Raw genomic sequence first — 14,149 nt, forward strand, 5'->3', positions numbered from 1 at the left:
TCAATCCTCAGCCATCAGAGCAAGCATCGGCGCGCCGGGTTGCAGCGCTTGCCGCTCCTGCACATAGACAGCGGCGATGGTTCCCGCACCCGGACTTTGTACCGCACATTCCATTTTCATGGCTTCTATGATCGCAATCGTATCGCCCGCCTTCACCGCATCGCCCGCCGACACCAGCAGCTTCCAGACGCTCCCCCCAAAGGGCGCTTCCACGAGGTTCGCGCCGTCGGGCAGGTCGATCGTGGCGGCCTGCAGTGTGTCGGCTTCGCTGGTATCGGTGAGGCGATCAAATTCGCCGCTGCGCTGCCATTCGGCGCGCTCTTGGTCGAACGCGGTTTGCCGTCGTGCCTCAAATTCTGCGATGGATTCTGCATTGTCCGCGAGGAAAGCGCGATAATCTGCAAGGCGAAATTCGGATGGTTCAATACGGATCGAGCGCCGCCCGGTCGGAAAATCCCGTCGCCATTCAACGAGTTCCTCCGCACTGACCGGATAAAAGCGGATCTGGTCGAAGAAGCGCAACAGCCACGGCTTGCCTTCGATGAAGGCATCGGTCTGGCGATGGGTGTTCCACACCTGAATGGTGCGACCGAACAGCTGATAACCGCCTGGCCCCTCCATACCATAGATGCACATATAGGCGCCGCCGATGCCGACGACATTGGGGGGTGTCCAGGTTCGTGCAGGATTATATTTGGTTGTGACAAGCCGGTGTCGCGGGTCGACCGGCGTGGCAACCGGAGCGCCCAGATACACGTCGCCAAGGCCCATCACGAGGTAATTGGCATCGAATATCAGATTTTCCACCGCAGCAGCATCGGGCAGGCCATTCACCCGACGAATGAACTCGATATTGTCCGGACACCACGGCGCATCGTTGCGGACTGTACCCATATATTTTTCGATCGTTTCGATCGTCGCGGGGTCACGCCAGCTCAGTGGAAGATGGACGATGCGCGAAGGGATCGAAAAGTCCTCAAGGTTGCCCAGCCGCTCCTCCGCCTCGATCAACGCGGCGAGAGCGGCCCTCTGGTGTAACCGCTCGCCGTCGAAATGGAGCTGGAGAGATCGGATACCGGGAACGATGTCTATCACGCCGGGCAGTGCAAGCCGCTCAAGTTCGGTCATCAGGGCATGAACCCTGATGCGCAGCTCGATATCGAGCACGATCGGCCCATATTCGACAAGGATGTTGCGGTCGCCCTGCTGGCGGTAGACGGTGCGCGGGCGGCCTGCTTGGGCCTCTATCTCGGCGAGAATTGGGGAGAGCGTCTCGATCGGGTGGGCAGCCCCGGCGACTGGCGATGCGCCTGAGGCGATCATCTCGCGCTGCCGCGCATAGGCTGTCGCCGCATCATCGGAAGTGACCGGAACAAAGCGCAGCGTGTCGCCCGGCGCAAGCTGGCCTATCTTCCAGCGATCTGCGGCGATTACCACGAACGGGCAGACGAAACCACCCAGCGAAGGGCCGTCAGGGCCAAGGATAATCGGCATGTCGCCGGTGAAATCCACTGCGCCAATGGCGTAGGCGTTGTCATGAATGTTGGAGGGGTGAAGTCCTGCCTCGCCGCCATCCGCCCGCGCCCACTGCGGCTTGGGGCCAACAAGGCGAACGCCGGTGCGGTTGGAGTTATAATGGACCTGCCATTCCGAGGTGACGATGGCGTCTATATCGTCAGGCGTGAAGAAATCGGGCGCGCCGTGCGGGCCATAAAGCACGCGCAGGCTCCATTCGGTCGAGAGACGGGGTAGCGCAGCCTGGGGGAGCGGGGCGGACGTTTCGTTATTGCCCAGATGCAGCGTATCTCCCGCCAGCAGCCGTCGCGCGGCATGGCCGCCAAACCGGCCCAGCTCGAACGTGCTGCAACTTCCGAGATAGGGTGCTATGTCAAGTCCACCCGCGAAGAGCAGATAACCGCGCATCCCGCCGCCGGACGCACGGCCAATCATCAGCGTCTGCCCAGCAGCAACCTCTATGACCTGCCCCCGCCGCACCGGAGCCCCATCGAGCATCGCACCGAAATCCGCACCCATGAGGCAGATGAGCGCCGGCGCAGTGAAGGTCATGGTGGGGCCGGTCAACGTAAATTCCAGACCGGCAGTGCCCTCAGGATTGCCTAGCAGCCGGTTGCCGAGGCGGAATGACTGGTCATCCATCGGGCCGGATGGCGGCACGCCAACTGCCCACAGCTTTTGCCGACCGGGCCAATCCTGAACGGTGGTTGCTGTCCCGCCGCTGATGATCCTGACACTGCGCGAATGATGGGCAATACCATCCAGCAGACGCGTCGACACCTCGCCGCTAACGAACTGATCGCAGCATATCACGTCCCGCAGCCAGCGCAGGTTGGTCTCGATGCCATCGAGCCGCGTCTGGCCGAGCGCCGCCTGCATTGCGGCAATTGCCTCGGCCCGCGTCGGCGCGTGAACGATCAGCTTGGCGAGCATCGGATCGTACCAGATGGAAACCTCTGTTCCACCTGTCACCCATGTCTCTGCGCGGATATTGGCGGGAAATTCAACCATGGTCAGCGTGCCGGAGGTAGGGCGGTATTCCTGCGCCGGGTCCTCGGCATAGAGGCGCACCTGCACCGAATGACCGTTCGGGCTGGGCGGTGCGGCATCGAGGAAGGTGAAGTCGCCCGCCCCCCCACGTATCATCCACTCGACCAGATCGATGCCCATCACCTCCTCGGTCACGCCATGCTCGACCTGAAGGCGGGTGTTCATCTCAAGGAAGAAGAACTCCTTGCGCTCGGCATCATAGAGAAATTCGACCGTTCCCGCCGAGAGATAATTCGCGGCTTGCCCAAGGCGGGTCGCGGCGGAGATAAGATCAGCGCGCACGTTATCCGGCAGCAGCGGCGCGGGCGCTTCCTCGACCACTTTCTGGTTGCGGCGCTGGAGCGAGCAGTCACGCTCGCCCAAGGCCATGATCCGGCCCGCGCCATCCCCGAAGATCTGCACCTCGATATGCCGCGCGCGCCTGATGTAGCGTTCAAGGAAAATCCCGGCGTCGCCAAAGCTACTTTGCCCCTGCCGCGCCACGGCAGCAAAGCCTTCGCGCACGGCGGCCTCGTCCTCGCAAACGCGCATGCCGATGCCACCGCCGCCCGCTGTCGCCTTGAGGATGACGGGATAGCCGATTGCGTGGGCGGCGGAGGCCGCCTCATCCTCGTCAGTGAGCAAATCCGTGCCCGGCGCCAGCGGCAGATTATGAGCAGTCGCCAGCGCGCGGGCACTGTGCTTGAGGCCGAAGGTGCGGATGTTTTCGACCGTCGGGCCAATAAAGATGATACCGGCCTGCGCACAGGCCTCGGCAAATTCGACATTCTCAGCAAGGAAACCATATCCTGGATGGATTGCCCCCGCCCCCGTGGCCCGCGCGGCGTCCAATATGGCCTCGATGTTGAGATAGCTGTCCGATGCGCGCGCGGGGCCGATGCAGACGGCTTCATCGGCCTCTGACACATGGAGCGAGCCTTCGTCGGCTTCGGAATAGACCGCGACCGAGCGCAGGCCCATGCGCCGCAGAGTCCGTATGATGCGCGTGGCAATGGCGCCGCGATTGGCGATCAGGACTGTGTCAAAACTCATGCGGTGACGATCATGCGCACGGGCGTGGGGTTGAAACCATTGCAGGGATTGTTGATCTGCGGGCAGTTGGAGACGACGACAATGACGTCCATCTCGGCGCGCAAATCGACGGTCAGGCCAGGCGCGGAAATGCCATCGACAATCCCAAGCGCGCCATCATCCTCTACCGGCACGTTCATGAAGAAATTGATGTTGGAAACAATGTCACGCTTGCCACGCCCTTCGCGCAGATTTGCTTCAAGGAAGTTTTCGACACAGGCATGCTCTGCCTTGGTGTGGTGGCCATAGCGCAAAGTATTGGACTCACACGAACAGGCGCCGCCGATGGTGTCGTGATACTCTACTGAGGTGGCGGCGATGGTCATCATCGCGCGGCCCTCGTTGGAGCGCAGCACTGTGCCCTCGCGCAGAAACAGGTTGCCCTGCGCCGCCATAGTGTCCTGCGCACTATAACGCTCGGTGTCGTCTTCCGCCGCATAGAGCAGGAAATCCACCGCCTGATTGCCCTCCAGGTCGACGATACGCAGCGTCTGGCCGGCAAGGACATGATATAGCCACGGCGCGCGTGCAGGCACGACCTCATCGTGGATCACGGCTCCGGTCAGGCCGGAAAGATGGAGATCGACGCTCATGGTGGCCTGTTCCTTGTTACCGGCGGAAATAATCTTCGACATTCTCGAAGGCGCGCTGGCCCTCTGGGGTCGCGTTGCGGATGGGATCATCCAACGGGGTGATCGCGCCGCGCCATGCCGTCGCGCGCAGCGGCGTCACCGTCCACTCCTCGCGCGGGTCAAGCACATGGGGGCAATTGGCAATTACGACAATCACATCCATCTCGGCGCGCAGCAGCACGCGCCTCCCCGGCGCGAACGGGCCGATCTGCGGGGTGATCGCACCGTCCTGCTCGATCTTCACGCCCTTGAACAGGGTGACGCAGGGGTGAACGTCACGGCGCTGCAATCCATGTTTGGCCGCGCCCAGCAGGAAGCGGTCGCGCCCATTGGGCGTGGGGCCGCTGTTGGCGCCATTGCCATATTTGGCGGCATTGGTGGCGGCGTTCGAGGTGCCGCAAAAGCAGTCATGCGTCTCGGCAGTGTCCTCAAGGACACTCATGAGTACCCTGCCCATGTCTGACAGCAGCAGCTTGCCCGCGCCGAGATAGGCGTTCCACTGTACTTTTACCGTATCGGCCACGTTAAGCCGCTCGGTCGGCATCTCGGCATTGAACAGCAGCATAGAGGCGCAGGCGTCGCCCTTGAGATCGATCAACCGGAGCCGCGAGCCGCGTTTCAGTCGCCGCGCGGCATAGCCGCCCGCAGCGATCGTCTCCTCCCACACCAGATCGCCAACAGAGACATCTGCGGGCAGATCGTCTGCCACAGGCGGCAGTACCGGCATGGCCTCAACCACAGTGCCCGCCATGGCGCGGGCGTGGTCGCGCGCGGCAAGCGGATTGGCGAGAGCTTCGGTCATGCAGCCGCTCCTTTGTCGTGTGCATCCGGCTCGTAAAGCGGAGGGAGCAGGGTCGTGGTGGTGGTGAGATGGAGCTGGTGTACCCCGCGCACCCTGCGCAGCGCATCGCACAGTTCCTTCAACCGCAGGGCAGGGCCCTGTACCAACAGAACTTCGAGCGACTGATCATCTTCAAGAAACACATGCTGGGAGGAAATAACCTCCTTCAAGTAATCGGCCTGTGTCTGTGCAAGCTGGTGCCGCACCCGTCCGCGATCACCGCGATAGACAATAGTGATCGTCCCGGCGAGCATCTCGTCCGGGCGGGTGAAGGCCTCATGCTGGGCGAGCGCATGGCGAATGAGCTCTGCGATCAGCTGAGAGCGCGACGGCAGCTCGCGCTCTGACACCATGACATCGAGCTGCCGGAACAGCTCTCCCGGAAGGCTGATGCTCAGCCTCGCCAAGCTGGCAACTTCGCTACCCATGTCCGATACTCTCCTTGGTGTTTGGGTTTGCGTCGATTTTGGGAGTGAGTGATGCCGCCACCAGCTCTTCTCCCGCCGCCCGGTCTTTGCGATTGCGCAACGCAAGGTCGTATACCGCAGTTGCACCGAAACGATGCGGTGCATCGGGATCATGGCGGCGCTTGTCCAGCGCGAGCACTCTCGTGCCGAGCTTGAAAGCTTCTCGGATATCGTGCGTGACCATGATGATAGTTAGGGCATAGTCATTCCACAGGCGCGTGATCAGCGCGTGCATGTCCGCGCGGATGCCTGGGTCTAGCGCGCCAAACGGCTCATCGAGCAACAGGATGCGCGGGCGCTTGATCAGCGCCTGTGCAATTGCAAGCCGCTGCTGCATGCCGCCAGACATTTGCGCGGGATAAAGATGCATTGAGTCGGCGAGGCCCACAGCGTCGAGCATCTCCATCGCCATTGCCTTGGCCGCCTTGTGCGCGGTGCCAAACAGTCGGGCCGACAGCGGGGCCTGCTCACATTCCAGCCCGAACATCGTGTTTCGCAGCGCCGAGATGTGTGGAAACACCGAATAGCGCTGGAAAACGACGCCGCGATCCGGGCCACATTCCCCGCCGAGCCTTTGACCGTCGAGCAGAATAGTTCCACGCGTCGGTATCTCCTGCCCCAATATGATGCGCAGCAGGCTGCTCTTGCCTGCACCCGACGGTCCGACGATGGAAACGAAGGCGCCTTCCTCAATATCGAGGTCCACATTCTCGATCACAATCTTGTCGCCATATTCGACCCAGATGTTGCTTAGGCTGAGAAGCGCGCTCAATGCCCTGCTCCATGTGCCCAGGGGAACATCCGCTTGCTGATTAGAACGAGTACCGCATCCATGGCTATGGCCAGCAACGCGATCCACGCGACATAAGGTATGATCACGTCCATCGAGAGGTATCGGCGCACAAGAAAGATACGATAGCCAAGCCCGATGTCTGACGCGATTGCTTCTGCCGAGATCAGAAAAACCCAGGCCGGGCCGAGGGCCAGCCGCATCGCGTGCAGCAAGCGCGGCATCGCCTGCGGCAACGCGACGCGGATCATAATCTGCCAAGAGCTTGCGCCGAGGGTCTGCGCCTTGATAATCTGCTCACGCGGCAGGCCGCTGACATAGGCCGTGATGTCGCGGATCATTACAGGGGCAATGCCGATGACAATCAGCGCGACCTTGGCCGTCTCGCCAAGGCCCAGCGCAATGAAGAGGATCGGTAGCAGCGCAATCGGCGGGATCACCGCTATCACAGTCACCAGCGGGCCAAAGGTAGCACGCATGGGTGGCAATACGCCCAGCACAAGGCCGATAAGGAGGGTGAAGAGTGTTGCGATGCCCAGCCCGATTCCAAGACGCTGCAGGCTGGCGAAGGTGTCTGCCCAGAAAATGATCTTGCCGGTCAGTTGATCCGTGTTGAACAACAGGTTGGCCATCCCCTCCGCCATGCCGCCCGGCAGAGGGAGAATCTTGTCCAGCGGATTGATCGCGTGGCGCTGCGCCGCAAGGAACAGATAGAGCAGCACCAGAAGCAGGATCGGCACAGCGCCGATCAGCACGGCTTCTCTCCGGCGAACATGACGGTTCACCCAGCGCATAGCGTCACCTCACCTTCCGTTGAAGCGGGTCAACGTGGATCAAAGTTTTCCTTCGGCAGCCATCTTCATGAAGCTCTCGTCGAACCTCAGCATCACATGTCCGGGGTCGCCCAGCGTCTTTGCACCGGGGAAGGCCATTCCAACGGCATCTGCCGAGGACGCGCCTTGGAACAACCCCTTTTTGAAGCTGAAATCGCGTACCTGCATCATGGTCTTCAGCAGAGCCGGGTCAGATGTCGCTGCGACCGCCGCCTTAGGATCGGTATAAAGGTAGGTTGTTGAAAGCTGACTATCGAAGCTCTCCGGCGTGGTGCCAGCGAGCTTGGCCATCGCCGCGCGCGCCTCCTTGCCCTTGGAGTCCTGCCGCTGCATCAGCGCGACCGTCTCGTACCAGATGCCTGCCAAGGCCTTGCCCAGGTTCGGGTTAGCCTTGAGCGTCGCGGTATCCACGACCATGAGATCAAGAATTTCGCCCGGTATTTGCGAGGAATTGAAAACCTCCGTCACACCGGTCTGGCCTTTCATCACAGAGAGCTGCGGATTCCACGCGACCGCAGCGCGAGCGTCGGGGCTACCGAAAGCGCTGACGATATCCGCGTCAGAGGTATTGATCGTCTTGACGTCGGTTGGCTTTAGACCTGCCTTTTCTAGGCCACGAGCGAGCAGATAGTGCGACACCGAAAGCTCGACCAGATACACCTGGCGACCCTTAATATCTGCAAGCGCGTTCGCGCCCTTGAGCAAGATACCGTCATTACCGTTGGAATAATCGCCGACGATGATTGCGCTGGTATCTTTGCCACCGGCAGCGGGGATCGTCAGCGCATCCATGTTGGTGACAGTCACGCCGTCAAATTTTCCGGCGGTATACTGATTGATGGACTCGACATAATCGTTCACCTGAACGACGTTTATTTTTATGCCGTATTTGTCGGCCCATTTCTTCACGATTCCAGCCTGCTGGGCGTAGGGCCAAGGCATCCAGCCGGCATAGATAGACCAACCGATATTGAACTCAGTGCGAGCTTCCGTCTGGGGATCCGGTGCCTTCGAACATGATGCTAGCATGATGGCCCCCGCGCAAGCCAGGATCTTACATGCCGTGCCAATCAGCCTCATCATGATTCGGTCTCCTTTCGCAGTGCAGCATCACCATAGTTGGGTCACTTGTCCATAGAAAATATTACGAGTTACACATAAGGTAATAATATTCTGGGGCGGCGCGATTTGGCTGCAAGGGCCACATGCTCGCGCAGACAGAACCCAAATGAGACAAAACCGCCATCAAACACATGGCAACCAGCGGCATACGGCTATCCCTACATCGTGCCCATGATTCGCGAATCGATTCGCCCCTGATAATCCCACTCCCGATTTATCGAAGGGCATCCAGTATTACTGTACGCAACTTTCAAAATCGATTTGCGTCGGATAACCGCCATTTTGTGCAGCGCAGTATGAACCAAGGCTCCATTGAGCATGTGCAAAATTATTACGCTTGACGCGATCCGTAATATCCATACCGTATCGATGGTGCCTTACCCCAAACGGCAAGGCATAAAAGCTCGTCAGGGCATATCTTGCCCGTAACATGGGGTCAGCGAATTGAGATTTGACCTGAGAACATTTCTATCCTGCACGATGCCGTCGGTGATGCCGGCTCAGCAGCATAGCTGTTCGTCTGGTCCCGCCTCCAGCCACTTTGAGGCCGCATTTGGTGCGCCTTATGAGTAACCAATCACCATGTCGGCACCGCTTCACTGCGGACGGGCCATCCAAGCAAGGCGCGGGTACAGCCACAGCGCCAGTGGGAGGGATGTCACTTTAAGGCTCAACGAAAGGGGTCGAAGTGACTATGATACTATTTCGCAACACGTTGCTGAGCGCAACTATCTTGATGAGCGTGGGATCAACGCCGGTTTTCGCGCAGGAGGCTGCGCCAAATGAGGGCGGCGCGGGAGATGACCCCAGCGTTATCGTAGTGACAGCCACCCGGCGCGCCACGTCGATTCAGGATGTACCGATCAATATCACGGCGGTGGGCCAGGAGCAGATTGCCCGGCAACGCATTGATGACGTGCGCGACCTTGCCGACTTCACGCCCGGCATGACCATTTCGGATACCGGGCCCGGCTCGACCGGAACGATCGTCCTGCGCGGCCTCAATGCGTCAGACGCCGATACCACTGGCGCATCCTATGACGACGCGCTGGGCGTCTATCTGGGCGAAGTGCCGCTGTATTACGATTTCAAACTGCTCGACATCGCGCGCGTGGAGACTCTGCTTGGGCCACAGGGCACGCTTTACGGCCTCGGCACGCTCGCGGGCGCCATTCGCAACATTCCCAACAGGCCAGGTCTCGACTCCTTCGGAGGCGAAGCTCATGGCCGAGCCTATGGCAAGGACCACGCCGGAAAGCTCGGTTATCAGCTTGATGGTGTCATCAACGTCCCGATCATCAAGGATCACGTGGCGTTCCGATCCGCGACCGGCTATTTCTACGATCCCGGCTTTATCGATTATCCCTTGCTGCTTCAGACCCCAGGCGTTTCCCTGCCGCAGCCCGATGGGCCTGACTTCATATCGCCGGCTGGCTATGCCGCGAACCTGCGCAAAGAAAAGGATCTCAATTTCGAGAAGACCTTCACCAGCCGCAATCAGCTGCTGGTTCAGTTCAGCGAGGATCTGAAGTTCAACTTCACCTACGCCTATCAGCAGACAAAAACCGATGGCGGCCAATATAACAGCGTTGGCGTGTTCGGCACTGGGAAATATGAGAGCGCAGGCCGCTTCACCGAACCGGTCAAGCGCCGCGCGCATCTCGGAAGCGTTGAAATCAACGCCAATCTGGCCGACATCGCCGATCTCGTGGCGACGACGGCCTATACTAATGTCAAGAACAAGACCCAGTTCGACAATACCGATCTGCTGCTCGACCTCGATTATGATTACGAGGCGTTTCCGGCCTTCTCAAGCTGGAACGAAAGTGAAAACACGCGCAAGCAGTTTAACCAGGAGGTGCGGTTCGTGTCGCGCCACGGCGGGCCATTCAGCTGGGTCATCGGCGGCTTCTATAATGAGCAAAAGCGCCAGCAGGACTATGTCGAGCATTTGCCCAATCACCCTTGGGTAGCGTTTGGCACGCAACCCAATCCGGACGAGGTCGAATATGCCTCGTTCGTCAAATCGAAAATAGTCGAAAAGGCGATTTTCGGCGAAGGCACGTTTAAAATCACCCCCAAATGGCAGATCACGGCTGGCGCCCGCTATTTCGGATATACCTCAAACGTGGCGGGCATTTCGGTACTTCCTATTCTGGGAGATCCCGTCAGCCCGTATGACGTGCCCTCCGCTGGTGGCAAATCGAAGAAGAGCGGATCAGTGTGGAAGCTTAACAGCTCCTACAACTTCACCCCGGACATCATGGTCTATGCCACATACAGCAAGGGTTATCGCATTGGCGGACCGAACACCGTCGCGCCCTGTATCTTGCCGCTTGACCCTACCCAACAGAATGTGTGCGGTCTGCCGGATGAAATCCAGTATGGGCCGGACAACACCAAGAACGCAGAACTCGGCTTCCGTACCCAGTTGTTCGACCGGAAGCTGACGTTCAACTTCAACGTCTTCCACATCAAGTGGAATGGCATCCAGGTAGACTCCGCCACCGTCAACGGAATCGTCGGCATTACCGTAAACGGAGGCAAGGCCAAGTCCAAGGGCTTCGAGGCGTCCTTCCAGGCGAAACCGATCCCCCGACTGTCTGTTCAGGGCACCTATTCCTACGTCAATGCCAAGCTGACCGAGGACGTGCCGGGCATCATCGCCGTCAACAGTCCGGCTGCAACCTACCCCAGCACCGCAATACAGCTCGATGCGCTTTCGGGCGATCGGCTTCCGGGCTCGGCCAAGAACAGCGGCAGCCTCGGCGTCAGCTACACCACGCCTTTCAAGGATGGAAACATCATAGCCGACTGGACAGCCACCTATCGCGGCAATGTCGTCACCCGCCTGGGCTGGGACCGCGCGTTTGGCGACAAGCTGCCCAGCTATGTTCTCCACCGCGCATCGCTGACCTACGAGACGGAACGTTACAGCGTCGGCCTGTTTGCCAATAATATCTTTGACAAATTTGCCGTCAACTCGGTCAATCAGGATCGTTCTCGCCTCGGCACCAATGACGGCGTGCGGCTGCGCTACTACAAGCACTCGGTGGTCTCGCCCCGCACCTTCGGCATCGAGGCGCGGTTCAAATACTGATCTGGGCGGCGAAGCGCTGTCCTGTGGGATGGCGCTTCGCACACCGCGAGAGCCGGGGTCGCACATACCGGTTCACTGGGAGGAGGGGAGAATGAGATGGCGACTAGCCGGTACTCTACATGGCGGACAGCATTTTTGAGCGCGGCGCTGCTTTGCACCATAAGCGCTGTGGGGGGCGCCGCCGCGACTGCAGGGAATAAGCCCCCGCTCCCCAGCCTTTTTGCCGAGAAGTGGATCGATGGCACCCAGCCTTCCGAGCCTCCCACCCAGGTACAGGCACTGGACGCCGACACGTTCGTCATCCGCCAGTCGGTCAAGACCAATTTCGAGGCGCCATTCCTTTACCTGTTCTTTGGGCGTGACAAGGCGCTGCTGATTGATACCGGCGCGGAAGGCGGGCAAATCAGGCCCGCAATCGACGCCATCATCGCCAACTGGCTGAAAGCGCACGGGCGCAGAGACATCCCGCTGGTCGTTGCGCACAGCCACAGCCATGGCGATCATATCGCAGGCGACGGTGCATTTCGGGAGCGGCCCAACACTCATGTGGTTGGCCTCAAGGCAGAGGACGTTGCCGCGTTCTTCGGCATCACGCGTTGGCCGGACCAGATCGTCCAGTTCGACCTCGGCAAGCGCTCGCTCAGCATCATCCCGACGCCGGGGCACCAAAAGGCCGCGATCATGGTCTACGATCCGCGCCTCAAGCTTCTGCTCTCCGGCGATACGCTTTATCCCGGCCGCCTCTATGTGCCGGTGAACTTCATGGCGGAGGAACGCGCCAGTATTGACCGGCTCGCCGCCTTTGCCGCCCGCCATCCCATTCGCGCGGTTCTCGGCGCGCATATCGAGATGACGCAGACACCGGGGCGTGACTATGGGCACGAGGCGCTGGCGCACCCGGACGAGCACCCGCTTGAGCTGCCGGCGGAGAGCATCGCCGAGCTGCGAGAAGGACTCAAGGCGCCACTCAATGTTCCCGACCAGCCGCAGATCCACGATCGTTTCATCATTTATCCGGTTGCCGCGCGGACAGAGTGATGTGGATGGAATTTTTGGCGATAAGGATATAATGCTCATGGTTGTGAGTTCCTCACACACCGCAACACATTATGGCTTTCCCAAGAAAGGGATATAGCTGATGGCCAATGGAAAAGGAGTGGCAATATCGCGCCGTGGAATTCTTGCGGGAACAGCGATCTCGGCGGCGGCAGTAGTGACTGCTCCCTCGCCTGATACGGTCGCTAGTGCTCAAACCGGAGCAACGGCTACGATGCCGATGATGCTCAAGGTGAACGGCCAGAAGCGGTCGCTGTCGCTTGATACCCGCACGACGCTGCTTGATGCATTGCGCGAACATCTCCACCTCACCGGCACCAAAAAAGGCTGCGATCACGGCCAGTGCGGTGCCTGCACGGTGCTGGTCAATGGCAAGAGGATCAACAGCTGCCTCAGCCTTGCGATCATGCACGATGGCGACGAGATCACCACGATCGAGGGGCTTGGCACGCCCGACAAGCTGCACCCGATGCAGGCAGCCTTCGTGAAGCATGATGGCTATCAGTGCGGCTATTGCACGCCAGGGCAAATCTGCTCCGCAGTAGCGGTGCTGGAGGAGATTGCGCGCGGCGTACCCAGCCACGTGCAAGACGATCTGACAGCCGCCCCCCGCGCCACCAACATGGAAATGCGCGAGCGGATGAGCGGCAACATCTGCCGCTGCGGAGCCTATTCCAACATCGCGGACGCCATGGCTGAAGTTGCGGGAGGTATGGGGTGAAGGCGTTTACCTATGAGCGTGCCAAGGATCCCGTCGCGGCGGCGCGCGCGGTGGCTGGCCGCCCCGGCGCAAAGTTCATCGCCGGGGGCACCAATCTGCTCGACCTGATGAAGATCGAAGTCGAAGTGCCTACCCATCTCGTCGATGTGCAGGACCTCCCGTTCGACAAGATCGAGCAGACCCCGGAAGGCGGCCTCAGGATCGGAGCTCTCGTCACCAACACCGATCTCGCCACCGATGAGCGCGTCCGCCGTGACTATGCAGTGCTGAGCCGATCTATCGTGGCAGGCGCCTCTGGCCAGTTGCGCAACAAGGCATCCACGGCTGGCAATCTGCTCCAGCGCACACGCTGTCCCTATTTCTACGACACCAACATGGCCTGCAACAAGCGCAAGCCGGGTTCTGGTTGTGCAGCGATCGGCGGTTTTTCGCGGCAACTTGGCGTCATTGGCGTGAGCAAGTCGTGCATCGCCACTTTCCCCGGAGATATGGCCGTTGCGCTGCGCCTGCTGGACGCTGTGGTGGAGACAATCGACGCCAAGGGGAAAACGCGCGCAATCCCTATCGCCGAATTCCACATGCTGTGGGGAGATCACCCCGAAAGGGAGTTCGCGCTGGCTCCCGGAGAGCTGATAACAGCAGTCACGCTGCCGCAACCGCTCGGCGGCAAGCATTATTATGAAAAGGTGCGGGACCGCGCGTCTTATGCTTTCGCGCTGGTCTCCGTCGCGGCGGTGATTCAGCCCGATCGAACGGGCCGCGTGGCGTTCGGCGGCGTCGCACCCAAGCCGTGGCGCGTGGAAGCAGCTGAGGCGCTTCTCCCTCAGGGAGCGGTGGCTGTTACCGCCAAGGCCTTCGCAGGTGCAACGCCGACCAAAGACAATGCGTTCAAACTGCCGCTGGCGACCCGCGCGCTGGCATCCGTCATCGCGCAAGCCAAGGCCTGAGCCC

At 60.3% G+C, this 14,149-nt stretch carries 11 protein-coding genes; 4 read left to right on the forward strand and 7 right to left on the reverse strand.

Features of this window, described 5'->3' with window-relative positions:
- The 7 genes from uca to EQG66_RS08200 are packed head-to-tail and all read right to left on the reverse strand — an operon-like array spanning position 1 to position 8,282.
- Positions 1–3,597 carry an urea carboxylase gene (gene uca / locus EQG66_RS08170; protein ID WP_129404106.1) on the reverse strand — a complete coding sequence of 1,199 codons (3,597 nt, stop codon included), beginning with the start codon at positions 3,595–3,597 and terminating at the stop codon, positions 1–3.
- Positions 3,594–4,229: an urea amidolyase associated protein UAAP2 gene (locus EQG66_RS08175; protein WP_129404107.1), complete on the reverse strand. Its 636-nt coding sequence runs from the start codon at positions 4,227–4,229 to the stop codon at positions 3,594–3,596. Before EQG66_RS08175 ends, uca begins: the two co-directional genes overlap by 4 nt.
- A gap of 16 nt (positions 4,230–4,245) precedes the next feature.
- Positions 4,246–5,070, reverse strand: coding sequence for an urea amidolyase associated protein UAAP1 (locus EQG66_RS08180; RefSeq protein WP_129404108.1), 825 nt, complete (start codon positions 5,068–5,070; stop codon positions 4,246–4,248).
- Positions 5,067–5,537: a CopG family ribbon-helix-helix protein gene (locus tag EQG66_RS08185; RefSeq protein ID WP_129404109.1), complete on the reverse strand. Its 471-nt coding sequence runs from the start codon at positions 5,535–5,537 to the stop codon at positions 5,067–5,069. Before EQG66_RS08185 ends, EQG66_RS08180 begins: the two co-directional genes overlap by 4 nt.
- Complete coding sequence (locus tag EQG66_RS08190) at positions 5,530–6,348, reverse strand: ATP-binding cassette domain-containing protein (protein WP_129404110.1); 819 nt, start codon at positions 6,346–6,348, stop codon at positions 5,530–5,532. Before EQG66_RS08190 ends, EQG66_RS08185 begins: the two co-directional genes overlap by 8 nt.
- Positions 6,345–7,160 (reverse strand): ABC transporter permease, encoded by an 816-nt coding sequence (locus EQG66_RS08195; protein WP_129404111.1) that lies wholly within the window; start codon positions 7,158–7,160, stop codon positions 6,345–6,347. The genes EQG66_RS08190 and EQG66_RS08195 overlap by 4 nt, the downstream gene beginning before the upstream one ends.
- Positions 7,161–7,199: 39 nt before the next feature.
- Complete coding sequence (locus EQG66_RS08200) at positions 7,200–8,282, reverse strand: putative urea ABC transporter substrate-binding protein (protein ID WP_129404112.1); 1,083 nt, start codon at positions 8,280–8,282, stop codon at positions 7,200–7,202.
- 733 nt (positions 8,283–9,015) lie between these two features.
- Between EQG66_RS08200 and EQG66_RS08205 the strand changes: the two genes are divergently transcribed.
- The 4 genes from EQG66_RS08205 to EQG66_RS08220 all read left to right on the forward strand — a co-directional run bounded on the left by EQG66_RS08205 (position 9,016) and on the right by EQG66_RS08220 (position 14,145).
- Positions 9,016–11,421: a TonB-dependent receptor gene (locus EQG66_RS08205; protein WP_129404139.1), complete on the forward strand. Its 2,406-nt coding sequence runs from the start codon at positions 9,016–9,018 to the stop codon at positions 11,419–11,421.
- A 96-nt stretch (positions 11,422–11,517) separates the two neighbouring features.
- Positions 11,518–12,459, forward strand: a complete 942-nt coding sequence (locus tag EQG66_RS08210) for an MBL fold metallo-hydrolase (protein WP_129404113.1) — start codon at positions 11,518–11,520, stop codon at positions 12,457–12,459.
- Positions 12,460–12,559: 100 nt separating this feature from the next.
- The gene (gene paoA / locus EQG66_RS08215) at positions 12,560–13,198 is read left to right on the forward strand and encodes an aldehyde dehydrogenase iron-sulfur subunit PaoA (RefSeq protein ID WP_129404114.1); all 639 of its coding nucleotides are present in this window, start codon (positions 12,560–12,562) and stop codon (positions 13,196–13,198) included.
- A complete protein-coding gene (locus tag EQG66_RS08220; protein WP_129404115.1) occupies positions 13,195–14,145 on the forward strand; it encodes an FAD binding domain-containing protein in 951 nt (316 codons plus the stop codon). Before paoA ends, EQG66_RS08220 begins: the two co-directional genes overlap by 4 nt.
- The last annotated feature ends 4 nt before the right edge of the window (positions 14,146–14,149 follow it).

This window comes from Sphingobium fluviale, from assembly GCF_004122115.1.
Taxonomy (GTDB): domain Bacteria; phylum Pseudomonadota; class Alphaproteobacteria; order Sphingomonadales; family Sphingomonadaceae; genus Sphingobium; species Sphingobium fluviale.